Raw genomic sequence first — 23,793 nt, forward strand, 5'->3', positions numbered from 1 at the left:
CGCGGGAACCGGCCGGTCCGCGTCGGACGGCGTCACCGAAGGGCGTAACGGATCCGGCCCTCGGATCGTTGTGGTGGATGTGCAAACGACTGTCGCCACTTCGGCTCCTCAGCTTTCGTTCCTCATGACGACCACGCAGGGCGCGGCCGCGCGCCAGTTGCTGTCGTACGTGGCTGCGCTGCCCCTGGCTTCGCCGGATGCGCAGTTGCTGGCGGTGGTCGTGGCGATCCGGTCGGCACGGGGTGGCGCGGGGAACGTGTCGGGCCAGGACCTGCGGTCGCTGCGGCTGACGGATCCCGGGGAGGCGGTCGCCGCACTGGACGAACTGGGGTGGGGCGTTCCCGGTGAACTGGTCGACGGGCCACCGGAGATCCCGAGGCCGGTCACGGTGCCGGCGCTGGTCTTCGGGCCGGACCATCCGCTGCCGTTCGGCAAGGGGAAGCGTTCCCGGGTGTCGGGGTGGATCATCCGGACGCTGGCCTCCAAGCCGTTGCGCAAGGCCGGGCCGGCGGCACGGCTCGCGGCGCTGTACCTCGCCGCGCACAGTTCGCCCCGGCTCGACGGCACTGTGCCCACGGACCTTCCGGAGGCCGGGCGGGCGGCGCTGCCGGAGCTGCTGGAGCGGATGTTCCTGGCGGAACTCGACGGCGATCGGTACCTCCTCGACGAGAAGGTGCAGCACCTGTCCGGCCTGCTCCCCGGCCCGGACGACGTGACCGAGCCCGAGAAGTCGGCGCGCCCGGTTCCGCCGGAGGTCACGCCGGGCGACTGGGAGGAGTGGAAGGCCGCGGCCCGCCCCGGTCTGCGGCGGCACGCCGAGGTCGTCGAGACCTGCGCGCTGTGCTCGCTGCCGTTCGTCCGGGTGGCGACGGCCTTCACGTTCCGGCAGCCCGCGCTGCCGTCGCCGCGGTCCGTGCTGGACAAGTACGCCGCGTGGCAGGAGAAGCACCCCGACCGCGGCGAGCAGGCGGCCCGGTTCACGATCGAGTTCCGTGCGGAGCACGGGCACGGGCCGTCGTACGGACAGCTGTGCGCCGGGTTGCGCTGGAAGGCACGCAGGCGGGTGCGCAGCCTGATCGTGGGCGAGCTCCTGGCCGACGGCTGGCTGACGAGCACCTCCCCCGTCCCGTGGACCCTCCGCCCGGGGGCCACGGCCAATGCGCACGGGATCGTGCTGCCGGGGGCGCGGTAGGGGCGCCAGCCGGCTACGAGGACGGCGGTGCGGGGTGCAGGACGGGGTCGATTTCGACGAGGTGCTCCAGCAGGGCGCGGGCCCCGCGGGCAAGGCGGTCGTCGGGACCTTGCGCCATCTCCTCACAGAGGCCCACGGCTGTGGCCAGGTCCGTGGCGAAGATGCCGAACACGTCGGAGACCGCGGTGTGGATTCAGTCGCCGTGCCGCGGGTAGCCGTCCGCCAGCGCGGACGCGACTGCCGCCAGTCCGGACCGGTCCATGCGCCGGAGCAGGGCCTGCGCGGTCACCCTGGTGACGTACGTGTCGCCGGAGTCGAGCATGAGGTCGAGCAGCAGTCCGAAGGCCTCCGGTTCCTCGGCGAGACCTGCCAGGCCTTGACCGGCGGCGGCCCGGTCCCGGTAGTCGTCACTCCGCCCGAGCCTGCCGAGGGCCTCCACGGCAGCGAGCCGCAGCTCCTTGTCCACGTGCCTGCCCGCCCGTCCTGCGCCCTGTGATGTCGCCGGAAGCTACCACGGGGGTGGGGCGCGCGACTGACCGCAGCCGCCCCGCTCAGCCGAAGAGTCTGCGGCGGCGCTTCTCCGGCTGTGCGGGTTCGGGGGGCGCAGCGACCTTGCTCCTGCCGACGAGCCGGGCCACGGAGAGGCGGAAGTGCTGGGTCCGCCAGCTCTCCTGGATGACGACCAGCCAGACGTTCTCCGAGGACTGGTAGATCCGGCGGGTGTGCGGTCGGTCCGCGGGCGCGTGGCGGCGGGTGGGCAGGTGGGTCTGGAGGAGGTCCTTCGCCCACTCGCGGGCGTGTGCCTCGTCCCGCGCCTCGTGCTCGGCGGCGAGCTGCCAGCGGAAGATGTCGTGACCGTCGGCGTAGGCCACCTCGTCGTCCTGCTCTATGAGGACGAACCAGGTGCCGTCCGATGGCGTTGCGGATGCGGATGTCACCACGGGCCCCCTCGTCGATTCCGGCCAGGATAGTCGGATCGTCACACTTCCGACTCTGCGGGCTGCCCGCCGTGTCAGCGGTCACGGTCGCGGTCGCGGTCACGGTCGCGGATCCTGCCGACCGAGTGGAGGGTGCGTACGGCGGCCGTCTTGAGGCGGGGGCGTTCGCGGACGAAGCGGCGGACGGCACCGGACGGTTCGCGGCTGAGCCAGTGGAGGGCCGCGCCGGGGCGGGCGCGCAGGACGACCGCGCCTTCGTGGACGGTCAGGTCGCCGGTCTTCAGGGAGTCCTTGTACGGGGCGTCGCCGCGGCCGAGGTCGAGCAGGACGATGCCGGCGTCGGCCGCCGCGGCGATCACGCGGAGGACGAGCAGCCGGCCCGGCGAGAAGGTGGCGAAGTCCCGGTCGTACGCGGGGAACCAGTAGGACAGGACGGTGCGCGAGCGCAGGCCGAAGTGTGCGGCGACGGGCCGCTCGCCGGCGTACAGCACCGACAGCAGGCCCGCGCAGCCGGGCGCGTCCGTGCCGGCGAGGGTGCGCACGAGGCCGCTGATCCACTCCTGCGCGAACCGGTCGCGCCGTCCCGTGCGCCGGTACTGGGCGGACTTCCACGCCATGAGCGTGTGCAGGACCGCCGGGTTCCGGTCGTCGAAGACGAAGCGGAGCGGCCCGACCTCCCGGGCGAGGCGGCGCTCCTGAGCACGGGCCGACTTGAGGAACGTACGGGATCCCGCCCGCAGCCGGGTCTCGTACGCGGCATAGCCGTCGGCGAGTTCGACGACGGGTGAGGCGAACCGGCCGGTGGCGAAGGGGAGGAACAGGTCCTGCCCGCCCTCCAGGTGGTTGAACTCCCAGACGGACAGCGCACTGGCGCGCAGCAGGGCGTGGGGGTCCAGGGTCACGCCGGGGCGCATGACGGCGCCCTGGCAGTCGGACACGCCGAGGCCGATGGCGCGGCCGCGGCCCCAGCGGCCGCGTTCGAAGGGGAAGAAGCCGGCCGGTTCGCCGTTCTGGCGCACCACCGCGACCCGGGCGCCGGGCCGGACGCTGCCGACGGCCCGGCAGAACTCCGGGCTCATGAAGGGGTTGGCCACGGGTGCCGTGCGGTCCCGCAGCTCGCCCCACCGGGCGACGTCCGCCGCGCTCAGGTCGGCGGGGTGCGTCACGTCGATGCGTTGTACGGTCACGGTGGCTCCTGGATGCTCGAATGGCCCGCGGCGCGCGGCGTGCAGCCGGGGCGGGCGCGCGGGCGGGGCGCCGTCCTCTCCCGGTCGTCCGTCCGTGATCGGCGGACGGGCCCGGCGGGGGGGTGACGGCGGGAGGGTCGGACAGGCCCTAGGGCCCGACGGCGGCCGGGGCCTCGGGGAGGCGCGGGCCGGTGGGTCGGGTGGGCGGGCCGCGGCGCACCACCGCGTCGGCCAGGAGGAGTTCGTACGGCGAGGGGCCCGCGTCCCGGCGCTGGCGGCCGACGGGGGGCCGAGGGCTCTGCGGGCCGTACGACGTCGGCCACGGGACGAACAGGGAGCGCAGCCGTACGGCGAGGTCGCCGAGCCGGTCGTGGACCGCGGTCCCCACCCATGTGCAGGAGATCTCGGCGGCGTGCAGGGTCCAGCCGACGACGAGGGTCAGCGCGGCGTACGACACGCCCCACGGCCCGTCGTGGGCGAGGGCCACGGAGGGGGTCGGGGCGTCGCCGAGGTGCCCGAGCCACCAGCAGGTGGCCGCCTGGGCGAGGACCATGGCGCTCAGGCCGGTGCTCAGCGACCGGGGCCGCCCGGCGCGCGGCAGTGCCACGGCGAACAGGGCGAGCACGGCGACCAGGCACGCGGTCGCCGACAGGGTGCCGCCGAACACCAGCCGGTTCCCGACGGCCGCCAGCGCGGTCGCCACCACTGCAAACGCGGCAGCCCGCGCCGCTCCTCCTCCGGACCCCGCGGTCGAACGGGGAAGGGAAGGCAACGAACACAAACGGACGCGCGTCGTCATGACTCCCCCATCCTCGGCGACCCCACCGCCCCCGCGCGGCGGAATCCGAGGACCCGCCAATCCGAACCTTCGCGCTAGCACAGCCCCCAACGGGGGGTGTCGGGAGGCGGGGACCGGGGTGGGAGGGGGCCGGCTCCCTGCGGGGCGTGCAGGGGTGGTGAACTGCTGCGGGTTGAGTGAGCAGCAAGTGTGAGGGTTTCTGAGTGAGTCTTCTGATGGTGGTGCCGGGGCTCGGCGGGGGTGGTTGTCGGTGGGTGCCGGTAGGTTCGGAGTGTTGATCAGGTAAGGGGGCGAGCGGTGCGGGAGAACACAAGACGGCAACTGCGTGTGATCGACGCGCCGTTCGTTGCGCTGGGCCCTTCGGGTGTCGCGGTACGGACCCGTCTCAAGGGACTTCCCCCGGCCGACGAGCAGGTTCTCCGTGCCGTGGGTGAGCATCTGGGACGGCTCGCCTCCCGGGACCTGGCGATGCGGTGCGCGCAGGGCCTGGAGCACACCAAGGACACGTGGGCGGTCCGCAAGCAGGAGCTGACAGCGGAGTCGTCGTCCCGCTGGGCCGGGTCGATCACGAAGGCGTCGCACGATCAGTGGGCGCTGTCGCGGCGGTGTCAGCTCGCGCACATCCACGGTCTGGAGGCCGGTGTCCGGATGCTGATGCACCGGCTGTCCCAGCCTCTCGGGGAGAAGGGCACCAAGCGTGCCCCGGGCGGTTATCGCTCCAAGCGGGAGTGGTTTCACAAGTCCCGGCGGCTGGCCGTGCTGGAGCACCGCCTCGAGGTGACCCGTGCGGAGCGTGAGGCCGGTGTCGTGCGCGTGGTGCGTGGTGGCCGGCGGCTGCTGAACACCCGCCACAACCTCACCGCGGCCCAGCTCACCGAGGAGCAGTGGCGCCAGCGGTGGGAGGCCGAGCGGTGGTTCCTGGCCGCTGACGGCGAGTCCGGGAAGCGGTACGGCAACGAGACCATCCGCGTCACACCGGACGGCGAGGTGTCGATCAGGCTGCCCGCCCCGCTCGCGCACCTGGCGAACGCCGGGCATGGCCGGTTTCTGCTGGCCTCGAAGGTGGCGTTCGCGCACCGCGGCGCCGAGTGGGCCGACCGCATCGAAGGCAACCGGGCTGTCGCCTACCGCATCCACTACGACGTCGAGCGCGTGCGGTGGTACCTGACCGCCTCGTGGCAGAAGCCCGTGGTCAAGACGGTCCCGCTCGACGCCGTCCGCGCGGCCGGCATGGTCGGGGTGGACAGCAACGCCGACCACTTCGCCGCCTACCGCCTCGACCCGCACGGCAACCCCGTCGGTAACCCCCGCCGCTTCCCCTACGACCTGACCGGGACCGCGGATCACCGTGACGCCCAGGTCCGCCACGCCATCACCCGACTCCTGCACTGGGCCAAGCGCAGCGGCGTCACCGCGATCGCCATGGAGAACCTCGACTTCACGGCGGACAAGACCCGCGAGAACCACGGACGCCGCAAACGGTTCCGGCAACTTGTCTCCGGCATCCCCACCGGCAAGCTCAAGGCCCGGCTCGTGTCGATGGCCGCCGAGACGGGCCTGTCGATCGTGGCCGTGGACCCGGCCTACACCTCCCTGTGGGGCGATGAGCACTGGCGCAAACCGCTCACCAGCCCCCACCGCACCATCTCCCGACACGACGCCGCCGGCATCGCGATCGGGCGACGCGCCCTCGGCTATCCGATCCGGCGACGGACGACACCGCCCCGCGACGACCAGAGCGATCGTCGCGGGTATCGGACCGTCCAGGCCGGACCGGACACCCGAGGGCGTGAGGGAACCCGCCCACCCGTCACGGAACGTGCACACGATGCACGCGCCCGAACGGAGAACACCGGAACGCGGGCAACCAGCCGGACATCCAAAACCGTTCGGGATGCCCGCAGTGACCAGGCATGGGCCCAAAACCCACTCCTGCTCACTTAGTTGGAACGGTCCAGCCCCGCAGGGTGGTGATGGCCTTCTCGATGCGCCGCAGGCGGGTGTCGGGCCGCTTGGCGCTCTCGATGGCGTGGACGTGCTCGCGCTTGCGGCTGTGGGAGAGGCCGTCGTACGCGGCGCGGGCGGCGGGGTCGTCGTCGAGGGCGCGGGCGAAGTCCGGGGGTTCGACGACGACGCGGGGCTCGGTGTCGAGCTCCACGTCGACCTCGACCTGTTCGCCGATCTCGACGCCCGCGGCCTGCCGGTTGGCGTTGCTGAGGCCGAGCAGGTGGCGGCCGCGGAGGATGGCGATGCGGCTCTGCCAGGAATGCCCGTTGACCGTGATGGTCACCGGCGGCCGCGCGCCGCCGCCGAGCGCCGCCACCACCTCGGGCGGGACTTCCAGGCCCCGCATGGGCTCGGGCGGCTCGACCTGGGCCGAGAACTTCATGGTCTTCCTCCTGTGCTCCTGTGGTCGGGCCCGGTCACTCGGCGTAGGGCTGGTCGCTTCCCTGGGCGCTGTAGCCGACGCTCCAGACGTAGCCGTCCGGGTCGGCGAAGGTGCCGCCGTACCCGCCCCACGGCAGGGCACCGGCGGGATTGAGGATCGTGGCACCGGCCTTCCGGGCCTCCGCCATGACCTCCTCGACGCGTGCCTCGCTGCGGACGACGTAGGTCAGGACCAGTCCGCTGAAGCCGCTGCCGGCCGGGTCCGTGCCGACCTGACGGGCCAGGCCCTCGCGGGCGTAGAAGCCGACGGGGGAGGCGCCGTCCGAGTCGAAGAACACGGAGATGCCGTAGTCGTTCTTGATCTTCCAGCCGAGTCCCTCGGTGTAGAACTCCTTGGCCCGGTCCATGTCGCGGACACCGAGGAGGATCGAGCTGACGTGCGCCTTCATGACTGCTCCTTGCGCTGCGGTTTCGATGGACCTCACGCTATGCGCCGCGTGGCGGACGGGGCTTCTCGATTCCTGACCGGTCAGCGCAGCTGCTGGATGCGGACCAGGTTGCCCGCGGGGTCGCGGAAGGCGCAGTCGCGGATGCCGTACGGCTGGTCGGTCGGTTCCTGGACGATCTCGGCGTCGCCGGCCTGCACCTTCTCGAACACGGCGTCGAGGTCGGGGGTGGCCAGCAGGATCCAGCCGAAGGTGCCCTTGGCCATCATCTCGGTGATCGTGCGGCGCTCGTCCTCGGTGATGCCGGGATCGGCGGCGGCCGGCGCCAGGAGGATCGACGTGCCCGGCTGTCCGGCCGGGCCGACCGTGATCCAGCGCATCCGGCCCTGGCCGACGTCGCTGCGGACCTCGAAGCCGAGGACGTCGCGGTAGAAGGCGAGCGACGCGTCCGGGTCGTCGTGCGGAAGTGAAGTCGTGTGGATGGTGATGTCCATGCTGCGCAGGCTAGTTGCCGGGACGCGCCCCGTCCCGCGTGTCCCGTGGGACGGCACGGGACGGTTTCCGCCCCTTTCCCGGGGTCCGATGCCCGCATACTCCTCGTATCCCCCCTTCCAACATCACTGTTGACCGACCACATGAACGGGATTGACATGACCACGCCTGCGGTTCGATCCGCTGCCGCGCTGCGCCGACGTACTCTGCTCGGCGGTGCGCTGTCCCTCACGGCGGGGCTGCCCGCCGTCGTCCTGTCCGCGGGCAGTGCCGCGGCGGACGGGTCCGCGGCCGCCGGGCCCTCGGTGCTGGGGTGCGAGGAGTGGGGGGCGCGGCCGCCCAAGTCGCCGGTGAAGGTGCTGGCGGCGCGGCCGCAGCGGATCATCGTGCACCACACGGCCACCGCCAACCTCGCCGAGTTCGGACAGAACCGGGCCGTCGCGCTGGCCCGCGCGATGCAGACGTACCAGATGGACACGGGCGGCTGGATCGACACCGGCCAGCACTTCACGCTCAGCCGCGGTGCGTTCGTCACCGAGGGCCGGCACGAGAGCCTGGCGGCGCTGCGCGACGGCGACCGGATGGTCGAGGGCGCGCACTGCTCGGGGCAGAACACCGTGGCCATCGGCATCGAGAACGAGGGCACCTACACCAGCGAGGTGCCGCCGGCCGAGCAGTACGCCGCCCTGGTGGCGCTGTGCGCCCACATCTGCCGCCAGTACGGCATCAGGCCGTACCAGATATACGGGCACCGGGACTTCAACAGCACCCAGTGCCCGGGCGACCGCCTGTACGCGCTGCTGCCCCAGCTGCGCGCCGACGTGGCGGCCGTGACCGGCGGGGACCCGACCGCTCCGCAGTGGCCGCTGGTGCGCAGGGGCGAGGTGGGCGAGCGGGTCCGGGTGCTGCAGTGCCTGCTCGTGCAGCGGGGTGCGGTTCTCACTCCGGACGGTGCGTTCGGCCCCGCCACGGAAGAGGCCGTACGCGCCTTCCAGAAGCTGATCGGCGCCGGCGTGGACGGGGTGGCCGGCGGGCAGACGTGGAACCAGCTGTGCGCGCCGCTCGCCGAGGGCGCGGTCGGGGAAGCCGTGAAGGCCGTGCAGAGCAGGCTGTCCGCGTACGGGTTCCCGACCTCGGCGGACGGCGTGTTCGGGCCCGGCACCCGGGACCGGGTGGTCGGCTTCCAGGCGGCCCGTTCGCTGCCGCAGGACGGGGTCGTGGACGCCCGGACGTGGAGCCGGCTGCTTGTCTGACGGCGGCTCCCGGCCGGGGCCGGGCCCTTGCGGGGCGTCTGCATGCTCACGCCATTGCGTGGCTCATACTTGTGCTGCCGTTCCCGCAGATGGCGGGTACACGCATGAGATGGGGGTCTCATCCATATGACTGGGGGACAGTCGGACCTGGGGGGCAGCGGGGCGGGAGGCAGAGACCTTTTCGCCGAGATGCGCCGGATCAAGGACGCTTCTCAGCTGAGCTACAACCGGCTCGCCGACAAGACGCACTACAGCAGGTCCTCGTGGGAGCGCTTCCTGAACGGGAAGCAGGTGCCGACGCGGGTGGCGGTCGAGCAGTTCGCGGCGGCTGCGGGGGTGCCGCCGGAGGGCCTGCTCGCCCTGCTGGATGCGGTCTCGTCGGAGGACGGGGCCGTTGCGACGGTGGCCGGACGGGCGGCGGGGGCTCCGGCGTCCGTCGCACCTGCCGCGGAGACCCGGCCGACGGCCGACGCGGGGACCGTACAGGCTCCAGCGCCGGCTCCAGCACCGGCTGCCGCCACGGCCGTCGTCACGGCAGCCGAGCCGGAACCCGAGCAGGCGCCCGAGCAGCAGCAGCCGGCGAGTGCCGGTGCGCCCGCCGCCGGTTTCCGCTGGGCCGGCACACTGCGGACCGCCGCCGCGATCGTGGCGGGGGCGCTGCTGGGCAGCCTGCTGACCATGTTCGTCATCGAACCGGCCGACGCGGGTACGCCCACCGCCGGTGCGACCACCGGTGCGGAGCACGCGGATCCGCGGCCGAGCAAGCCGGTGAAGGTCAGCTGCCGCAGCGACACCTGTCTGCGCCGCGAACCCGCGGCACACGACTGCCAGTGGGACGCCGTGACGGTACGGGAGACCTGGCTGCGCGGCATGCGCATCCAGCTGCGGTACAGCGAGGCGTGCCAGGCGGTGTGGGGGCGGATCGAGAACGGCAACGTCGGCGACCGCGTCATGATCAAGGACATCCACGACCAGACCGACGACGCCGCGATCCGGATGGAGCACGACACGTACACGCGGATGCTCGCGGTCACTCCGGAGGCGCCCTGGGCGACCGTCACGGTGTGCGGGTCGATCCCCAGCCAGAAGGAGCAGGAATGCTCCCCCCTGGGGGCCATCAAGCCCTGACCCGGCAGGACCGGGGTGTCCCACCAGGACGGGACGGAGTGCGGGACACCCGTGGGACACCCCGTGGGAAGCCGGTGGAACGCCCGCGGAGAGCGGCGGGAGGGGCCGGGACGGGTGGCCGGACGGGCCGTGCGGGGCGGCGGGCGTATTGCTAGTTTCGGCTCGCCGCCCTCCGGTGCGGCACCCGGTCCGGCCCGGCCGCCGGGCATTCCGCACGAGGACCACCCCGTACGAGGAACTCCGCGATGAGCACAGCCCGGCGCAGGACCCCGGGGCCGGTGGTGACGCTCGCCGTGGCCCTGCTGGCCGCGGTCGTCCTGGCGGTGGACGGCTCCGGCCTGCGGCCGGCAGGGCTGACGCCCCCGCACGCCGACGGTCCCGCCGTGCCGGCCCGCGGCGCGGATCCCTCGGCGTTTACTCTGCCCCTCCAGGCGTACCGGCCGACGCCCGAGCAGGCCCGTACCATCGCCCGCGCCGAAACGACGCTGGTCGGGCGGTGCCTGGCCGGGTTCGGCATCGTCTGGAAGCCGCTGCCGGCGCTCCCGGCGGACGGCCCCCGGACCGAGCTCGACCGGCGGTACGGCATCCACGACCGGGACCTGGCCGCGCGGTACGGCTACCAGGTGGACCCTCTGCAGCAGGCGCGCTACGACGCCGCCGTGCGCGCGGCGGAGCAGCGGCCGAGGCTGTCCGCCGACGCCCGGGTCGCGCTGAGCGGCACCGGTTCGCCGCCCGGGCTGCCGGCGGAGGCCGGTCCCGAGGCCCGGCGTGGTCGCGTGAACGGCCGCAAGGTGCCGGCCGGGGGCTGCACGGGCGAGGCGCGGCGCGCGCTCGGCAGCCCCACGCAGGGCGTCTCCCCGCTGGTCCAGCGGCTGGCCAACTCCTCGTACCCGCAGTCGCTGGACGCGCCGTCCGTGCGGGCCGTGTTCGCCCGCTGGTCCGCCTGCATGCGGACGAAGGGCTTCACGTACGGGGTGCCGATGGCGGCGGACGACGATCCGCGGTTCCGTCCGCGCCCCGGTGGGCCGTCGGCGACCGAGATCAGGACGGCGCTCGCGGACCTCGACTGCCGGGTCACCCACCAGGTCGCCGAGACCTGGCACGCGGCGGAGGCGGCGATCCAGCGGGAGTCCGTCGCCCGGCACGCGAAGGAGCTGGCGGCGGACCGGCGCGCGCTCGACGCCGTCGTGCGGAAGGCCGGGGAGGTCCTCGCCGGGGCGTGACGGGCGGCGGCGCTACTTGGCGAGCTTGCCGGCGGCCGTCACCGCGAACCAGGTGCCGCCGACGCCCTGGCCGTTGGTGTCGCCGGGGGCCTTGTCGCCGGTGAACCAGTAGAGGGGCCAGCAGTCGAGGGTGAGCTGCTTGGTGCCGTCCGGGCGGGTGTAGGTGGTCAGCTTCTTCGGATTGACGCCTTCGACGTCCGCGAGGTCCACGGGCTGGGCGGGGCGCCACTTCTCCAGGCAGGCGCCGGTGCAGTTCGACTTCATCGGCCAGGCGGTGTCCTTGGTGAAGCGGTAGAGCGTACGGCCCTTCCCGTCGCGCACGATCCTGCCGAGAGCCGGGTCGTCGGCGAGGGAGAGGGCGGGCAGGCCGCCGGCGCCTTCCTGCGGTGCGCCCGCCTTGCCGCCCTCGGGGGTGACGGCGAACCAGGTGCCGCCGACGCCCTGCCCGTTGGTCTGGCCGGGGGCAGTGTCCTTGGCGAAGCGGTAGACCGGCCAGCCGGCGATGGTCAGCTGCCCGGCGCCGTCGGCCCGCTCGACCGTGCCGACGCGGGCGGCGTCCACACCGCCGGGTTTGGTGCCGGCCGCGGGGACCGGCGGCCAGGCCTTGGCGCAGGCGCCTTCGCAGGCGGAGCGGGACTTCGGCCTGGCGGTGTCCTTGTCGAAGCGGTAGAGGGTGAAGCCCTTGGCGTCGGTCACGATGCGGCCGAGGGCGGGGTCGGTGCGGGTGGTGAGGGGGCCGGAGGCGGTGGTGGCCGCGTCGGCGGGGGCGGCGGCGTCGGAGCCGCCGTTGCCGTAGGCGTCGCTGTTGCCGTAGGCGTCGCCGGCCTTGGCGGGGGCGGCTGCGCCGGCGGGGGCCTGGGCGGCGTCGGAGTCGGTCTTGGCCGTTCCGCAGGCCGTGGCGCCGAGGAGCAGGGCGGTCGCGGCGGCGGTGCCGAGGGTGAGATTACGCAGGTTCGTCATGACAACTTCCCTCTTCAGATGGTTCGTTGGGCCCTGCGGGCCTCTGTCGCTGTCTGTCGGGCACTGGAAACACGTCGCCCGGAGGGAGCGGGTTCAACGGTTTCCGGATTTCTTTTCCGGGCCGCCCGCCCGGCGCTCGTGCGCCGGGCGGGCGGTGCCGTCAGGCGGGCAGCGGGACGCTCACGAAGCGCCGGCCGGAGTCGTTCTCGACCTCGACCGCCTGCACCCGGGACGGGTCGACGGCGGCGGAGCCGTCGAGGGAGACGCCCTTGCCCTTGCCGGTGGGCGGTGCCTCGCCGACGACCCAGCTGCCGGCCGGGGTGCGGCTGCCGTCGCGGCCCACGACGACGAGCGTGCAGCGTTCGCCCGGCGGCAGGCCGGCCACGGCCGCGTGCACCCGGACCCAGCGGGCGGCCGGGGTGACGCGGACGGTCATGCGGGCGCCGGTGGCGGGGTCGGTGGCCGAGGCGACCCTGGTGCCGGGCGGCACGGGCGGGGTCGCTGTGGGCGAGGGCGGTACGGGGGGCAGGGCGACCGGATCCGCTCCGCCGGAGACGGCCGTACCGGCCCAGAACACACCGGCCAGTGCGGCGGCCGCGGCGATCCCGGCGAGGGTGCGGCGGCGGCCCAGGGCGCGGGCCCGTTCGGTGCGCACCCGGCGCAGGGTGCGCTGGAGGAGGAGGTCGCCGCCGGGCGGCGGGCCGTCGAGGAACGCTTCCGGCGGCACCTCGCCGAGTGCCGTTTCCATCTCCCGCAAGGCGGACACCTCCTGTCGGCACGCCCCGCAGTCCCGTACGTGTGCTTCGACGCGCCGGACCTCGTCGTCGTCGAGGACGCCGAGGACGTACGGGCCGATCAGCACCTCCTCGTCGTGCTGCTGCCGGTTCATGCGGTCACCTCCCTGAATCCGGCGGACTGCCGGGGCGCGCCCGGCCGTTGGTCTTCTGTGAACGTCTCACGCAGCGCCTTCAGGGCGTAGTGCGAGCGGGACTTCACCGTGCCGGCGGGGATGCCGAGGGTGTCGGCGGCCTCGGCGACGCTGCGTTCCCGGTAGTACAGCTCGGTGAGCACGTCGCGGTGTTCCGGGGACAGCCGGTCGAGTGCGCCGAGCACGGTCACGGTGTCGACGACGGCGTCGGCGTGGTCCTCGGCGACGGGCGGGGTCGCCGGGGAACCGGCGATCTCGGCGGGCCGGGCGGCCTTGGCGCGGTACCGGTCGGTGATGATGTTGCGGACGACCGTCAGCAGCCAGCCGCGTACCGATCCCTTGCCGTTGACCAGCGCGTCCGCGTGCCGCCAGGCCCGGATCAGGGCCTCCTGTACGACGTCCTCCGCGGTGGCACGGTCACCGGTCAGCCGGGTGGCGTACGCGAGCAGCGCGTTGCCGTGCTCCTCGTACACCGCCCGGATCAATGCCTCGTCCGTCGAGCCCCGCCTGCTGCGGGGCCACAGTGGTCCGGCCATCCCCACGCTCCGTCCGATGTTCGATGTCCGATGTCCGGCTCCAGGCGTCTGAGGTCAGACGCCATGTCGCCTGCATTGCTCTTCACACGCGGCCCGGCCGGCCCCGGTTCACGTGACCTGCACCACAGACCAAGGACGGGGGTGGCGAACGGGGTTGGCACGACGGGTCCGCGTGTGCGCGGAGGCGCGGATAGCCTGCGGGGATGGAGCGGATGCGGCGGGCTGTCGGGGTGGTAGTCGGGGCAGCGGTGGGGGACGCGCTGGGAGCGCCTTTCGAGTTCGGGGCCGCCGGGGCGTTTTCGGCGCGGTTTCCCGTGGCCGGGGGTGGCGGGGAGATGTGCGGGGGTGGTGGCTGGGAGCCGGGGGAGGCCACCGACGACACGCAGATGGCGGTGCTCGTCGGGGAGTCGCTGCTGGAGCGGGGCGGGCTCGACCTGCCGGACGTCTTCGAGCGGTTCCGGCGGTGGGCGGCGGCGGAGCCGAAGGACATCGGGCTGCAGACCGAGGACGTGCTGACGAACGGCGCGGCCTGGGATCTCGCCGCCGCCCTGCACTTCCGGGTCAACCGGCGGGCTGCGGGCAACGGCGCCCTGATGCGGGCGTCTACCTCGGCGGTGTACTTCGCCGCCGCCGGCAGGGAGGCGGCCATGGAGGCGGGGCGGCGGATCTCCGCGCTCACCCATGGCGACGGGGCGGCCTGGGAAGGGACGGCGATCCACCACGAACTGGTCCGCGTGATGTTCGAGGACGGCGACCCGCTCGCCGCCCTCCCGGGCGTCCTGGACGCCGTAGCCCCCGCGCACCGGGAGCGGTACGCCACGGTCCTCGCGCCGGACTGGCATCCCGGCCTGGCGACCGAGTTCAACGGCGCCGTGTGGCCGTGTCTGGGCTCTGCCGTCTGGGCGCTGCGCACCACCGACAGCTTCGAGGACGCGGTCCGGGCGGCCGTCGATCTGGGCGGTGACACGGACACGGTGGCCGCGGTGACCGGCGGCCTGGCGGGGGCGTACTACGGGGCCGATGCGATTCCGGAGCGCTGGCTGCCGGAGCTGCACGTTCCGCTGCCCGGGTTCGGGGGGCGGGTGCTGGACGCGGCGGACCTGGTGCGGCTGGCGGAGCGGCTGGCGGGAGCTTGACCCCTGACCCCGTCAAAGGGAGGCCGTGCGGGTGACGTCCGTGAGGCGGCAGGTGACGGGGACGTCGACCTGGGTGAGGGTCTGCGCCGTTTCGCGGGCCACCTGGTCGGGTCCGACGCGGGTGAGGACGGCATGGGCCTCGCTGAGGCGGACGCCGTCGGGGTCGAGGAACTCGACGCTGACGAGGTAGTCGCTGGGCCGGCTGCTGCGGTTGGTGACGATGAGCTCGGCGTGCGGCCACTTCGTGGTGGCATCGACCTCGCAGGCAGAGATCCGTACGTCCCCTTCCGGGCCCTGCGGGCCGTCCCGGTTGGGGTCCTCGACGGTTCCGAGCAGCGCCCCGAGGGCGACCAGGGCCAGTACGGCCACCCCGGCGAGGGCGAGGAAGACGACGAGGCAGGTGCGGTTGGAGCTGCGGGATTTACGGGGCGGGGGCGGAGGGCCGGACCAGTTGCCGGGCGGGGGCGGGCTGCCGGGCGGGGGCAGGCTGCCGGGCGGGGGCTTCGGTGCGCCGCCGGAGCGGCCACCGTTCGAGGGCACCCCTCCCCCGCTCCACGAGCCGGTGCGTCCCGGGCCCGGTGGCGGGCCCGTCGGGCCTGCCGGGCGCGAGGGCCTGTCCTCCCACCCCGGATACTGCTCCCCGGACTGTTTCGCCATGGCGTCCGCCCTCTGTCGCAGGGGCCTCTGGCACCACAGTGCGCTCCCCGCCCCAGGTCGGCACGCCGGAGGGTGGGGCTATCGGACCCGGGTCAGCCGCCAGCCGATCATTCCGGGCGTGCCGGGGGCGGGCCCGGTGGGCTTGATGTGCAGTGTGAACGAGGCGGGGGCCGAGGTGATGCGCCCGGTCGTGGAGCCTCCGTCGCAGGGGGCGGAGAACTGCGGCAGGCCGTTGCCCTGCGCGGTGACGGTGGCGGGCCCGCCACCGACGCAGACGACCTGGAGCCGGTACGAGGCACCCTGCTCCAGGGGCGTCACGGTGTAGGCGCCGTCGGCGAGCCGCTCCGATCCCATCGCCACGAGCGACGGGTCGTCCGCCGACCCGCCGGGTCCGCCCAGGGCGTCGCGGACTTGGTCCTCCAGACGGGGGGTCCCGGGCGTTTGAACGGCCGAAGCGGTCGGTGCGGCGGGATTTCCGGCGGACTTGCCTGCGGGCTTCGCGGTCGGTTTCTCCGCCGGCGCGCCGTCCTGCGTACAACCGGTCAGCGCCAGCGCCGCCACCGCCGTCGCGACACCCGCGGCGAGCAGCCCGTACGACCTGCCGCCGCGGGGCAACCCGACTCCGCGGTGCGCCTCGTGAAGTCGTCGGCCCATTCCCCACCCCCCGGTCGGGCCCCTCGGCTGTGGAGGGGCGTGGCAGGAAGGTAAACCGTTTTCGATCACTGCGGGCGGGGTTGCCGGATGCTCTGAGCAACATTTGAGGTGTCCGGCCCCCGGCGGCGGGGAAAGTACGGGCGTGATCACCGAACGCGACGGGGCAGGCGGCGGGGCCGCTGACGGAGGCTCTTCGGAGCCGGAGGACAGTGGGGGTGAGGAGGCGCAGGTCATCGTGGTCGGTGCCGGGCCGGCCGGGTCGGCCGCGGCGCTGCACCTGGCGCGGGCGGGGGTGGACGTCCTGCTGTTGGAGAAGGGCGGGTTCCCGCGCGAGAAGGTGTGCGGTGACGGGCTGACGCCGCGGAGCGTGCACCAGTTGGTGCGGATGGGCATCGACGTGGGCGCGCCGGGGTGGGTGCGCAACAAGGGCATGCGGTGGGTCTGCGACGGCAACGAGGTGGAGCTGGACTGGCCGCGGCTGGGCAGTCTGCCGGACTTCGGGCTGACGCGTACCCGGCACGACTTCGACGACCTGCTCGCCGCGCATGCCCGGGCGGCCGGGGCGCGGCTGCGGACCGGGGTGAAGGTGACCGGTCCGATGACGGACGGCGCGGGTCGCGTCACCGGGGTGACGGCCGTCCACGGCCCCGGCGGGGAGCCGGTCGTCCACCGGGCGCCGCTGGTCATCGCGGCGGACGGGGCCTCGGCGCGGACCGCGCTGGCGCTGGGGCTGGAGCGGGACGCCGGCCGGCCGGTGGCCGCCGCGGCCCGCCGCTACTACCGCAGCGAGGCACGCACGCACGACCCGTACCTGGAGTTGTGGGCCGATCTGCGCTGTCCGGGCACGGGGCGCGATCTGCCGGGCTACGGCTGGGTGTTCCCGCTCGGCGACGGGCGCGTGAACGTGGGGCTGGGGGCGCTGCCTCAGCAGCGGCGGAGCCGGCCGGTGGACCTGCGGCAGACGATGGAGCTGTGGCTGGCGCGGACGCCCGAGAAGTGGGGGCTGCGGGAGGAGAACGCCGAGTCCCCGCTGCGGAGTGCGCCGCTGCCGATGGGGTTGAACCGGCGGCCCCAGTACCGGCGGGGGCTGCTGCTGGTCGGTGACAGCGCGGGCATGGTCAGCCCGTGGTCCGGCGAGGGCATCGCGCAGGCGCTGGAGGCGGGCGAGCTGGCGGCGGAGACGATCGCGCTGGCGCTGGCGCGGCCGGCGGGCCCGCGGCGGGAGTACGCGTTGCAGCAGTACCCGGTGGAGCTGCTGCGGCGCTGGGGCCGGTACTACCGGCTGGGGAACGTCGCGGGTGACCTGCTGTTCTCCCGGTACGGCTTCCGTCCGGTCCTGCACCCGCGGGTGATGGCCTCGCCGCGGCTGCTGCGCGCGCTGGCCCGGCTCCTGATCCACGTGGCGGACGAGCCGTCCCAGGACGGACTGGACGCCGTACTGCACACGCTGATGCGGCTGGTGCCGAGGCCGCGGCGGTAGGGGTACGCGGTCTGCGGGGGCCACGGGTCTGCGGACAACCTCGCTCGTCAACCAAGGTTGACGAGCGAGGCTCGTCAACGTAAGTTGACAGCATGACCGATGCGACCGATCTCGCCGCACGAGCGGGCGACCGCGACCCCCGGGTCGGACTGCGGGCCGTCTCCGCCCTGCGGCGGCTGCTGGAACAGCTGGAAGCCGTACAGGTGCGCAGCGCGCGCAACCAGGGCTGGTCGTGGCAGGAGATCGCGACCGAACTGGGTGTCAGCCGGCAGGCCGTCCACAAGAAGTACGGGAGGCAGTGATGTTCGAGCGATTCACGAAGTCCGCGCGGGCCGTGGTGAAGGGCGCCGTCGAGCACGCGGAGCGCGGCCGGGCGGCCGCGGTGACCGAGGAGCACCTGCTGCTGGCCCTCCTCGACCGTCAGGACGGCCGGGGCGCGGCGGCCCTGCGCGAGCTGTGCCCGCCGGACCGCCGGGCGTCCCTGGTGGCGGCCCTCGCCGGCGCCCGGCGGCAGGCGGGGCTGTCCCGGGCGGATGCGGAGGCCCTCGCGGGGCTCGGCATCGACCTCGGCGCGATCGTGGCGCGGGTGGAGGAGGCGCACGGCGCGGGCGCGCTGGCCGGCGTCCGCCGCAGCCGTGGTCGCCGGCCCTTCTCCCGGGAGGCCAAGGCCGTCCTGGAGAAGTCCCTGCGCATGGCCCTGGCCCGCAAGGACCGCGAGATCGGCGACGAACACCTCCTCCTCGCCCTGACCACCACCGCCGGCCCGGTGTCGGAGACCCTGGCCGACCACGGGGTGACGTACACGGCGGTGGACTCGGCGGTCTCCCAGGGTGCGGCGGCGTGACGGGCCGGGCCGGTGACGCCGCCGGGGGTCAGCCGGGCAGCAGCTCGTCCTTGATCTCCAGGAACAGCCTCACGAGTTCGTCGTGGCGGATGCGCGGGGCGGCATGACCGGCCCGGGCCGCGTGCTCGGCGAAATCGGCGGGTACGGCGAGCCCGTGCGCGACGACCAGCCGCGCGGCCATGCCCGGCCAGCACCACGTGCCGTCGGTGTACACACTGAACGCGCCCATGACCAGGTGCGACTCGTCGAACGGGTCGGGTTCCACGCCCATCGCCACGGTGAGGATCTCGCAGTCGGCCATGTACCGGGCCGGGGCTGAACGGTCGCCCGCGACCGGCCCCCGCGGGAGGTCTGCCGCCCGGGTCCGCGATCCGATCCGGTAGCCCGTGGCGTCGTAGAAGCCGAAGTACCGCATGCCGCGTCAGGCCTTACGTCAGTCGCTTGAACATGTGGACGTCCTCCGCGTTGCCGGGGATGCCCAGGGTGCGGCCCGTTTCCGTGTAGCCGTGGCGCTGGTAGAAGGCGGGGGCCTGGAAGGTGAAGGAGGAGACGGTGGCGCGGTCGCAGCCGCGGCGGCGGGCCTCCTCCTCGGCGGCCAGCAGGAGCTTCGTGCCCCAGCCGTCCTTGCGGCTCTGCTCGCGGACCCACAGCATGTCGATGCCGAGCAGGCCGCCCCAGGTCCAGGCGGACAGGCCGCCGATGAGTTCGCCGGCCGCGTCGACGGCTTTCACCGAGAGCGAGCCCTGGTCGGCCGCCGTGGTGCCGGTGGCCGGGAAGTTGATCTCGTCCAGGCCCTGCGACAGGCGCTCGTTGAGGTCCGCGTCGCGCTGCCCGACGCTGAGGGTCCCACCGGTGTGATCATGATCCATGCGGAGAGTGTCACACGTCGGGTGCGTGGCCCCAACCGGGTTGTACGTGCCGGCCCGTCGGACGACCCCGCCACGCGACCGGGACGCCGGCGGCCAGCACGGCCACGCACCACGGGATCGCAGTCAGGACCAGCAGCGGCCACCAGCCGGCCGCCAGCAGCACGCCGCCGAGCACGGCCGTCGTCCAGCCCGCGAACAGCACGAGCAGCAGCACCGCACGGACACGGGATCCGGTGCGGCGGCGCGAGGCACCGGCGAAGGCGCGCGCGGAGGCGGCACCGGCGGCTCCGCACAGGAGGAGCAGGAGCGGGCCCAGGACTCCGGTGAATTCCATCCGCGGCTCCCCCTTCTCTTTTCCGTGCGGCGCCGCACGGCGTACGCAGGGGTGGATTTTAGCCAGTGCGGCCGGACGGGACGATGACGCCCGTCACGCCTCCGGCAGCTCGTACGTGAACGTGTACTCGACGGACTCCGGGCTGTGCGGGGAGAAGAAGCGGCCGGTGCCGCGCAGACCGGTCAGTTCGCCGGTGCCGGAGCCGGGGACGACCTCCAGGGTGCAGTGGGTGCCCTGTGCGTCGAAGGTGCCGTTTTCGGCCAGGACGAAGGTGCCGGTGCGGCCGTCGAGGGTGCCGGTGAGGAGTTCCATGCCGGCGAACGTGCCGTCGGTTTCACCGAGGTACGCGACCGTGTACGCGCAGTGGGTGTCGGCGGCCTCGATGCCGCCGGAGAAGGTGTTGCGGACCGAGGCCCCCGCGAGCCGGGGCAGCGTGCCGGCGGGGCTGAGCGGCTGCTCCTTCCAGTCCGCGAAACGGAACCGGCCGGTCGTGGTCGTGGTGGTGGTGCGGGCGGTGGTGCGGGCGGTGGTCTGCGCGCTGGTCATGAGAGCCCTCCGGGATAGGGGCCGGGCCCTGGCCTCGGCCTTGAGGTCTCCCATCCTCGGACCGGTACCTGACACCTTGTGTCATATATAGGGAATGCGCGCCGACCGCCTCCTCACCCTCCTCCTGCTCCTCCAGAACCGCGGCCGCCTCACCGCCCGCGAACTCGCCGCCGAACTGGAGGTGTCCGTTCGCACAGTGCACCGCGACGTCGAGGCGCTGGGCGCGGCGGGCATCCCGGTGTGCGCGGACCGTGGTCCGGCGGGCGGCTACCGGTTGCTCGACGGCTACCGGACCCGGCTGACCGGCCTCACCGGCACGGAAGCGGACTCGCTGCTGTTCGCCGGCGCGCCCGGCCCGGCGGCCGACCTGGGCCTCGGGGCGGATCTGGCGACGGCCCGGCTGAAGCTGGAGGCGGCGCTTCCGGTGGCGCTGGCGGGGCGGGTGCGGCGGGTGCAGGACCGGTTCCACCTGGATGCACCGGCCTGGTTCCGGGAGGCCGACCCGGTGCCGCACCTGGCGGCGATCGCACAGGCGGTGTGGGACCAGCGGGCGGTACGGGCGGACTACCGGCGGTGGCGCGGCGAGGTCCGGCGCGAGCTGCATCCGCTGGGGCTGGTCCTCAAGGGCGGCGCCTGGTACCTGGTCGCGGCGGCCGACGGGGCTCCGGATCCGCGTACGTACCGGGTGTCCCGCTTCCTGACGGTGGACGTCCTGGACGAGGTGTTCGACCGCCCCGAGTCCTTCGACCTGGCGGAGCACTGGGAGCGGTCCACGCGCCGGATGGAGGCGGCGGCCCGCCATCAGACGGCCCGCCTGCGCCTGTCTCCGCGGGCCGTCCGCCTCCTCCCGATGCAGTTCGGCTCGGCGGGCACCCGCGCGCTGGCGGGCGCGGGCGCACCGGACGCGGACGGCTGGGTGGAGGTCGACCTGGACGTCGAGCACGACCCGGTGGCCGTGAGCGACCTCCTCCGCCTCGGCCCCACCGCGGAAGTCCTCCACCCGGAACACCTCCGCACGGCACTCGCGGAGGCGGCCGCGGGACTGGCCGAGATGTACGGAGTGGGACGGGGCGGGGACAGCAGCGGCATCCGCCCGTGAGGGATGATCCCCCGGTGGACAGAGTCGTTGATCTTGACGAGGTGGCCGGTCTCCTGGTGGGGGCGGCGGCGCGGTGGCAGGCCATCGGCCTTGATGTGGGGCCGTTGACCTGGCGGGATGCGGAGGCGGAGTGGCCGCAGCCGTTGGGGACGGACCGGGCCGCGGTGTGGGATCCCGACTCGCTCGGGGTGGTCGTCGTCGATCCCGCGGGGGCCGAGCTGTCGGTCGTGCTGTTCCGTGGCGGCTGGGCCGATGTCGATTTCATGGCCGGCCCGTACGACGCCGGTTGCCTGCCGGCCTCGGACATCTCTTCCGCTTCCGACTTCGCGGGGCGGATGGAGCGGTGGGTCGAGCGCGTCTTCGGGGTCAGCGGCTGACCTGCGGGCGGGCGGGTTGCGTACCTTCGGGGGCGTGCGTTCAGGGTGTGGCTGATGGAGGGGTGGGGGGCGTGTGAGTCGGTGGTGGGGGTATTTGGAGGAGGGGACTCGGCGGGAGGTGGATGCCGAGGTGGTGCGGGACCGGCGGATTTCGGCCGTGCGGGTGGTGTGGGAGGCGCTGCGGCCGCTGGAGGTGCGGCTGCACGAGGCGGAGCTGGTGGTGCAGGCGCGTTACGAGGCCCTGGGCGACCGGGTGCGGCGGACGCCGCCCGATCCGCTCGACGTCGCGTCGCTGGCGGCCCGTGCGGCCGCGTTCCCCGGCCGGGTGGCCGCTGTCGAGGGGCTGTGGGACGGGGACACCGTCCACGGCTGGTTCGCGCTGCTGGTCGCGGTCCTCGAAGACCCGGACGGCGAAGGGCACTTGGCGACCGTGTACCACCGCCGGGCCGGCTCTCCCCCGGGGCCCGCCGCCGCCGGGGCAGGCCGCGCCCTGGCCGCCCACCTCGGCGTACCGTTCCACTTCCCGTCCCCCGACGACCCTACGTACGACACGCCCCGCTGGTGCCGCACGCCGCCGGCGGAGCCGGGCCGCCGCCGGCGACGGAAGTAGCCGCGGCTACGGCGCCGCCCCGTCCCGGAGCACGCGCACCCACTCCCGGCAGACCGGTGCGGTCGGCGGACCGAACAGCTCCGGGGTCGAGACCTCGTAGAGGAACCGGGTCAGCAGGTCCCGGTGGCCGTCCTCGACGACCACCTCGTCCTCGAGGTGGACGGCGTGCGCCCAGCCGGCCAGCTCGTCGGGGCGCGCCGAGCCGTCGGCAACCCTCGCCGCAGCGGCGGCGGCATGGCCGCGGGTGAACGTCACCGGTCCTCGTGCCCCGCTCTGCCGGACGACCCGGGCGACGGCGGTGGGCTCGGCCCGCCAGTGCAGGAGGTCGTCGAGCGGGTTGCGTGCCGGGTCCACCGGCTTGCGTGTCGGGTCCATGCCAACAGTCTCGCCTCGTTCCGCCAGTGGCGTCGTACGCTGGCCGCATGCGTATGCGTCCCACTCTGAGCTGGACTCCGTCGGAGGAGTTGCCGCCCGGTACGACGGATCCGGGGCCGGTGGCCGAGGTGCTGGGGGCGGGGGGTGTGCTGGTGCTGAGCGGGGCGGGCCTGTCGACGGAGTCGGGCATCCCGGACTACCGGGGCGAGGGCGGGAGCCTGCGGCGGCACACGCCGATGACGTACCAGGAGTTCACCGGGAGCACGCAGGCCCGGCGGCGGTACTGGGCGCGCAGCCATCTGGGGTGGCGGACGTTCGGGCGGGCGCGGCCCAATGCGGGGCACCGGGCGGTGGCCGCGTTCGGGCACCACGGGCTGCTCGCCGGGGTGATCACGCAGAACGTCGACGGGCTGCACCAGGCCGCCGGGACGGCGGAGGCGGTGGAACTCCACGGGAGCCTGGCGCGCGTGGTCTGCCTGTCCTGCGGGGCGTCGACGTCACGGCGGGAGCTGGCCGGGCGGCTGGAGGAGGCCAATGCGGGCTTCGCGCCGGTGGCGGCCGCGCTGAATCCGGACGGTGACGCCGACCTCACCGACGAGCAGGTCGGGGACTTCCGCGTGGTGCCGTGTGCGGCGTGCGGCGGGGTACTGAAGCCGGACGTGGTGTTCTTCGGGGAGAACGTTCCGCCGCAGCGGGTCGCGCACTGCCGCGATCTGGTGGGCTCGGCGGCCTCGCTGCTGGTACTGGGCTCCTCACTGACGGTGATGTCCGGGCTCCGCTTCGTCCGCCAGGCCGCCGAGGCCGGCAAGCCGGTCGTGATCGTCAACCGCGACGCCACCCGGGGCGACCGCCACGCCACCACCCGCGTCGCCCTCCCGCTGGGCGCGGCCCTGACGACCGTGGCCGGCCGGCTGGGCGTCCCGCTCGACGGCGAGCCGACGGAGAACGACCGCACGACGGCCTGATCCCGGCCGCCCGGCACCCCCACGAACCGCAGGTGACACCTGCCAGGGGTCGCGCACGTCCGTGATCCGGCGGTCCTCCGCCCCGTTCCGCCCGTGCCGCCGCCCCGGGGCGAGCCGTACGTCCACTCCCCGCCGGGGCGGTGCGGCATGCCGGCGCGGTGCGGCATGCCGGCGCGGTGCGGCCCGGCTGCCGTCACGACGCGCGCCCGCCACTTCCCCGACACACCGCCGCCACCCCTCAACCCGACAACCCGCCCACACCGGACGGGAGTTGCGCAGGGTCTTGCTGTGTCGTCGCCGCTCGCCAATGATGCTCCGGGCGCTCCGGCCGGCCGGGCCGGGGTGCGGCAGGGTGTGTGACGGAGCCTCAGGAGGCC

Annotated in this window: 31 protein-coding genes; 13 read left to right on the forward strand and 18 right to left on the reverse strand. The window is 74.0% G+C overall.

The features are described from left to right. Positions 1 to 124: 124 nt before the first annotated feature. Positions 125 to 1,192: a hypothetical protein gene (locus LG634_RS09325; RefSeq protein WP_226733200.1), complete on the forward strand. Its 1,068-nt coding sequence runs from the start codon at positions 125 to 127 to the stop codon at positions 1,190 to 1,192. Positions 1,193 to 1,205: 13 nt separating this feature from the next. Here the strand turns inward: LG634_RS09325 and LG634_RS09330 are convergent, their stop codons facing one another. The 5 genes from LG634_RS09330 to LG634_RS09350 all read right to left on the reverse strand — a co-directional run bounded on the left by LG634_RS09330 (position 1,206) and on the right by LG634_RS09350 (position 4,020). Continuing rightward, entirely contained in the window at positions 1,206 to 1,364 is a 159-nt protein-coding gene (locus tag LG634_RS09330; protein WP_226733201.1) for a hypothetical protein, read from the reverse strand. 21 nt (positions 1,365 to 1,385) lie between these two features. Beyond that, positions 1,386 to 1,658, reverse strand: a complete 273-nt coding sequence (locus tag LG634_RS09335; RefSeq protein ID WP_226733202.1) for a hypothetical protein — start codon at positions 1,656 to 1,658, stop codon at positions 1,386 to 1,388. Between the two features lie 85 nt (positions 1,659 to 1,743). Beyond that, positions 1,744 to 2,130, reverse strand: a complete 387-nt coding sequence (locus LG634_RS09340; protein ID WP_226733203.1) for a hypothetical protein — start codon at positions 2,128 to 2,130, stop codon at positions 1,744 to 1,746. Positions 2,131 to 2,204: 74 nt separating this feature from the next. Further along, positions 2,205 to 3,317 carry a GNAT family N-acetyltransferase gene (locus LG634_RS09345; RefSeq protein WP_226733204.1) on the reverse strand — a complete coding sequence of 371 codons (1,113 nt, stop codon included), beginning with the start codon at positions 3,315 to 3,317 and terminating at the stop codon, positions 2,205 to 2,207. Positions 3,318 to 3,465: 148 nt separating this feature from the next. Next, a complete protein-coding gene (locus LG634_RS09350; RefSeq protein WP_226733205.1) occupies positions 3,466 to 4,020 on the reverse strand; it encodes a hypothetical protein in 555 nt (184 codons plus the stop codon). A gap of 393 nt (positions 4,021 to 4,413) precedes the next feature. Between LG634_RS09350 and LG634_RS09355 the strand changes: the two genes are divergently transcribed. Beyond that, complete coding sequence (locus LG634_RS09355; RefSeq protein WP_226733206.1) at positions 4,414 to 6,060, forward strand: transposase; 1,647 nt, start codon at positions 4,414 to 4,416, stop codon at positions 6,058 to 6,060. On the opposite strand, the gene LG634_RS09360 is transcribed toward LG634_RS09355, so the two are convergent. From LG634_RS09360 to LG634_RS09370, 3 genes are all read right to left on the reverse strand, one after another. Then, positions 6,053 to 6,505 carry a YdeI/OmpD-associated family protein gene (locus LG634_RS09360; RefSeq protein ID WP_226733207.1) on the reverse strand — a complete coding sequence of 151 codons (453 nt, stop codon included), beginning with the start codon at positions 6,503 to 6,505 and terminating at the stop codon, positions 6,053 to 6,055. The genes LG634_RS09355 and LG634_RS09360 overlap by 8 nt on opposite strands. A 34-nt stretch (positions 6,506 to 6,539) precedes the next feature. Then, positions 6,540 to 6,953, reverse strand: a complete 414-nt coding sequence (locus LG634_RS09365; RefSeq protein WP_226733208.1) for a VOC family protein — start codon at positions 6,951 to 6,953, stop codon at positions 6,540 to 6,542. A gap of 80 nt (positions 6,954 to 7,033) precedes the next feature. Continuing rightward, a complete protein-coding gene (locus tag LG634_RS09370) occupies positions 7,034 to 7,444 on the reverse strand; it encodes a VOC family protein (protein ID WP_226733209.1) in 411 nt (136 codons plus the stop codon). A 156-nt stretch (positions 7,445 to 7,600) separates the two neighbouring features. Between LG634_RS09370 and LG634_RS09375 the strand changes: the two genes are divergently transcribed. The 3 genes from LG634_RS09375 (at position 7,601) to LG634_RS09385 (ending at position 11,046) form a co-directional block, all read left to right on the forward strand. Continuing rightward, positions 7,601 to 8,695, forward strand: a complete 1,095-nt coding sequence (locus tag LG634_RS09375; RefSeq protein ID WP_226733210.1) for a peptidoglycan recognition protein family protein — start codon at positions 7,601 to 7,603, stop codon at positions 8,693 to 8,695. Between the two features lie 189 nt (positions 8,696 to 8,884). Continuing rightward, positions 8,885 to 9,823, forward strand: coding sequence for a helix-turn-helix domain-containing protein (locus tag LG634_RS09380; protein WP_226733211.1), 939 nt, complete (start codon positions 8,885 to 8,887; stop codon positions 9,821 to 9,823). A gap of 245 nt (positions 9,824 to 10,068) precedes the next feature. Beyond that, positions 10,069 to 11,046: a hypothetical protein gene (locus tag LG634_RS09385; RefSeq protein ID WP_226733212.1), complete on the forward strand. Its 978-nt coding sequence runs from the start codon at positions 10,069 to 10,071 to the stop codon at positions 11,044 to 11,046. Between the two features lie 12 nt (positions 11,047 to 11,058). Here the strand turns inward: LG634_RS09385 and LG634_RS09390 are convergent, their stop codons facing one another. The 3 genes from LG634_RS09390 to LG634_RS09400 form a co-directional block, all read right to left on the reverse strand. Then, positions 11,059 to 12,006 carry an SCO0930 family lipoprotein gene (locus LG634_RS09390; RefSeq protein WP_226733213.1) on the reverse strand — a complete coding sequence of 316 codons (948 nt, stop codon included), beginning with the start codon at positions 12,004 to 12,006 and terminating at the stop codon, positions 11,059 to 11,061. A 160-nt stretch (positions 12,007 to 12,166) separates the two neighbouring features. After that, entirely contained in the window at positions 12,167 to 12,895 is a 729-nt protein-coding gene (locus LG634_RS09395) for a zf-HC2 domain-containing protein (RefSeq protein WP_226733214.1), read from the reverse strand. After that, a complete protein-coding gene (locus LG634_RS09400) occupies positions 12,892 to 13,470 on the reverse strand; it encodes a sigma-70 family RNA polymerase sigma factor (RefSeq protein ID WP_226733215.1) in 579 nt (192 codons plus the stop codon). The genes LG634_RS09395 and LG634_RS09400 overlap by 4 nt, the downstream gene beginning before the upstream one ends. A gap of 203 nt (positions 13,471 to 13,673) precedes the next feature. On the opposite strand from LG634_RS09400, the gene LG634_RS09405 reads away from it, so the two are divergent. Then, positions 13,674 to 14,606: an ADP-ribosylglycohydrolase family protein gene (locus LG634_RS09405; RefSeq protein WP_226733216.1), complete on the forward strand. Its 933-nt coding sequence runs from the start codon at positions 13,674 to 13,676 to the stop codon at positions 14,604 to 14,606. A gap of 12 nt (positions 14,607 to 14,618) precedes the next feature. On the opposite strand, the gene LG634_RS09410 is transcribed toward LG634_RS09405, so the two are convergent. Then, a complete protein-coding gene (locus tag LG634_RS09410; RefSeq protein WP_226733217.1) occupies positions 14,619 to 14,975 on the reverse strand; it encodes a hypothetical protein in 357 nt (118 codons plus the stop codon). Positions 14,976 to 15,341: 366 nt separating this feature from the next. Continuing rightward, complete coding sequence (locus LG634_RS09415; RefSeq protein WP_226733218.1) at positions 15,342 to 15,917, reverse strand: hypothetical protein; 576 nt, start codon at positions 15,915 to 15,917, stop codon at positions 15,342 to 15,344. A 232-nt stretch (positions 15,918 to 16,149) separates the two neighbouring features. Between LG634_RS09415 and LG634_RS09420 the strand changes: the two genes are divergently transcribed. The 3 genes from LG634_RS09420 to LG634_RS09430 all read left to right on the forward strand — a co-directional run bounded on the left by LG634_RS09420 (position 16,150) and on the right by LG634_RS09430 (position 18,241). Further along, a complete protein-coding gene (locus tag LG634_RS09420; RefSeq protein WP_308072387.1) occupies positions 16,150 to 17,397 on the forward strand; it encodes a geranylgeranyl reductase family protein in 1,248 nt (415 codons plus the stop codon). A gap of 92 nt (positions 17,398 to 17,489) precedes the next feature. After that, positions 17,490 to 17,699, forward strand: a complete 210-nt coding sequence (locus LG634_RS09425; protein WP_030315760.1) for a helix-turn-helix domain-containing protein — start codon at positions 17,490 to 17,492, stop codon at positions 17,697 to 17,699. Beyond that, a complete protein-coding gene (locus LG634_RS09430) occupies positions 17,699 to 18,241 on the forward strand; it encodes a Clp protease N-terminal domain-containing protein (RefSeq protein ID WP_226733219.1) in 543 nt (180 codons plus the stop codon). Before LG634_RS09425 ends, LG634_RS09430 begins: the two co-directional genes overlap by 1 nt. 28 nt (positions 18,242 to 18,269) lie before the next feature. On the opposite strand, the gene LG634_RS09435 is transcribed toward LG634_RS09430, so the two are convergent. The 4 genes from LG634_RS09435 to LG634_RS09450 form a co-directional block, all read right to left on the reverse strand. Continuing rightward, a complete protein-coding gene (locus tag LG634_RS09435) occupies positions 18,270 to 18,656 on the reverse strand; it encodes a hypothetical protein (protein WP_226733220.1) in 387 nt (128 codons plus the stop codon). A gap of 13 nt (positions 18,657 to 18,669) precedes the next feature. Further along, on the reverse strand, positions 18,670 to 19,110 hold the full coding sequence (locus tag LG634_RS09440) for a GNAT family N-acetyltransferase (protein ID WP_226733221.1): 441 nt from the start codon (positions 19,108 to 19,110) through the stop codon (positions 18,670 to 18,672). 10 nt (positions 19,111 to 19,120) lie between these two features. Further along, positions 19,121 to 19,444, reverse strand: a complete 324-nt coding sequence (locus LG634_RS09445) for a hypothetical protein (protein ID WP_226733222.1) — start codon at positions 19,442 to 19,444, stop codon at positions 19,121 to 19,123. A gap of 93 nt (positions 19,445 to 19,537) precedes the next feature. After that, a complete protein-coding gene (locus LG634_RS09450; RefSeq protein ID WP_226733223.1) occupies positions 19,538 to 19,990 on the reverse strand; it encodes a DUF3224 domain-containing protein in 453 nt (150 codons plus the stop codon). 94 nt (positions 19,991 to 20,084) lie between these two features. Between LG634_RS09450 and LG634_RS09455 the strand changes: the two genes are divergently transcribed. The 3 genes from LG634_RS09455 (at position 20,085) to LG634_RS09465 (ending at position 22,076) form a co-directional block, all read left to right on the forward strand. Then, positions 20,085 to 21,089, forward strand: a complete 1,005-nt coding sequence (locus LG634_RS09455) for a helix-turn-helix transcriptional regulator (RefSeq protein WP_226733224.1) — start codon at positions 20,085 to 20,087, stop codon at positions 21,087 to 21,089. A gap of 14 nt (positions 21,090 to 21,103) precedes the next feature. Beyond that, the gene (locus LG634_RS09460) at positions 21,104 to 21,466 is read left to right on the forward strand and encodes a hypothetical protein (RefSeq protein WP_226733225.1); all 363 of its coding nucleotides are present in this window, start codon (positions 21,104 to 21,106) and stop codon (positions 21,464 to 21,466) included. 94 nt (positions 21,467 to 21,560) lie between these two features. After that, the gene (locus LG634_RS09465; RefSeq protein WP_264202899.1) at positions 21,561 to 22,076 is read left to right on the forward strand and encodes a hypothetical protein; all 516 of its coding nucleotides are present in this window, start codon (positions 21,561 to 21,563) and stop codon (positions 22,074 to 22,076) included. Between the two features lie 6 nt (positions 22,077 to 22,082). Here the strand turns inward: LG634_RS09465 and LG634_RS09470 are convergent, their stop codons facing one another. Next, positions 22,083 to 22,451: a hypothetical protein gene (locus tag LG634_RS09470; protein ID WP_226733227.1), complete on the reverse strand. Its 369-nt coding sequence runs from the start codon at positions 22,449 to 22,451 to the stop codon at positions 22,083 to 22,085. Positions 22,452 to 22,498: 47 nt separating this feature from the next. Here LG634_RS09470 and LG634_RS09475 point away from each other — a divergent pair, with 47 nt between their 5' ends. After that, on the forward strand, positions 22,499 to 23,416 hold the full coding sequence (locus LG634_RS09475; RefSeq protein WP_226733228.1) for an NAD-dependent protein deacetylase: 918 nt from the start codon (positions 22,499 to 22,501) through the stop codon (positions 23,414 to 23,416). Positions 23,417 to 23,793: the final 377 nt, after the last annotated feature.

It is taken from the genome of Streptomyces bambusae (assembly GCF_020532645.1).
GTDB classification, from domain to species: Bacteria; Actinomycetota; Actinomycetes; order Streptomycetales; family Streptomycetaceae; genus Streptomyces; species Streptomyces bambusae.

Coding starts and splice junctions, on each gene's coding strand:
- LG634_RS09430 (WP_226733219.1), top strand. CDS start 17,699: ATGTTCGAGCGATTCACGAAGTCCGCGCGGGCCGTGGTGAAGGGCGCC.
- LG634_RS09435 (WP_226733220.1), bottom strand. CDS start 18,656: ATGCGGTACTTCGGCTTCTACGACGCCACGGGCTACCGGATCGGATCG.
- LG634_RS09370 (WP_226733209.1), bottom strand. CDS start 7,444: ATGGACATCACCATCCACACGACTTCACTTCCGCACGACGACCCGGAC.
- LG634_RS09400 (WP_226733215.1), bottom strand. CDS start 13,470: ATGGCCGGACCACTGTGGCCCCGCAGCAGGCGGGGCTCGACGGACGAG.
- LG634_RS09385 (WP_226733212.1), top strand. CDS start 10,069: ATGAGCACAGCCCGGCGCAGGACCCCGGGGCCGGTGGTGACGCTCGCC.
- LG634_RS09325 (WP_226733200.1), top strand. CDS start 125: ATGACGACCACGCAGGGCGCGGCCGCGCGCCAGTTGCTGTCGTACGTG.
- LG634_RS09395 (WP_226733214.1), bottom strand. CDS start 12,895: ATGAACCGGCAGCAGCACGACGAGGAGGTGCTGATCGGCCCGTACGTC.
- LG634_RS09365 (WP_226733208.1), bottom strand. CDS start 6,953: ATGAAGGCGCACGTCAGCTCGATCCTCCTCGGTGTCCGCGACATGGAC.
- LG634_RS09390 (WP_226733213.1), bottom strand. CDS start 12,006: ATGACGAACCTGCGTAATCTCACCCTCGGCACCGCCGCCGCGACCGCC.
- LG634_RS09445 (WP_226733222.1), bottom strand. CDS start 19,444: ATGGAATTCACCGGAGTCCTGGGCCCGCTCCTGCTCCTCCTGTGCGGA.
- LG634_RS09470 (WP_226733227.1), bottom strand. CDS start 22,451: ATGGACCCGACACGCAAGCCGGTGGACCCGGCACGCAACCCGCTCGAC.
- LG634_RS09380 (WP_226733211.1), top strand. CDS start 8,885: ATGCGCCGGATCAAGGACGCTTCTCAGCTGAGCTACAACCGGCTCGCC.
- LG634_RS09360 (WP_226733207.1), bottom strand. CDS start 6,505: ATGAAGTTCTCGGCCCAGGTCGAGCCGCCCGAGCCCATGCGGGGCCTG.
- LG634_RS09455 (WP_226733224.1), top strand. CDS start 20,085: ATGCGCGCCGACCGCCTCCTCACCCTCCTCCTGCTCCTCCAGAACCGC.
- LG634_RS09425 (WP_030315760.1), top strand. CDS start 17,490: ATGACCGATGCGACCGATCTCGCCGCACGAGCGGGCGACCGCGACCCC.
- LG634_RS09475 (WP_226733228.1), top strand. CDS start 22,499: ATGCGTATGCGTCCCACTCTGAGCTGGACTCCGTCGGAGGAGTTGCCG.
- LG634_RS09450 (WP_226733223.1), bottom strand. CDS start 19,990: ATGACCAGCGCGCAGACCACCGCCCGCACCACCGCCCGCACCACCACC.
- LG634_RS09415 (WP_226733218.1), bottom strand. CDS start 15,917: ATGGGCCGACGACTTCACGAGGCGCACCGCGGAGTCGGGTTGCCCCGC.
- LG634_RS09375 (WP_226733210.1), top strand. CDS start 7,601: ATGACCACGCCTGCGGTTCGATCCGCTGCCGCGCTGCGCCGACGTACT.
- LG634_RS09440 (WP_226733221.1), bottom strand. CDS start 19,110: ATGGATCATGATCACACCGGTGGGACCCTCAGCGTCGGGCAGCGCGAC.
- LG634_RS09405 (WP_226733216.1), top strand. CDS start 13,674: ATGGAGCGGATGCGGCGGGCTGTCGGGGTGGTAGTCGGGGCAGCGGTG.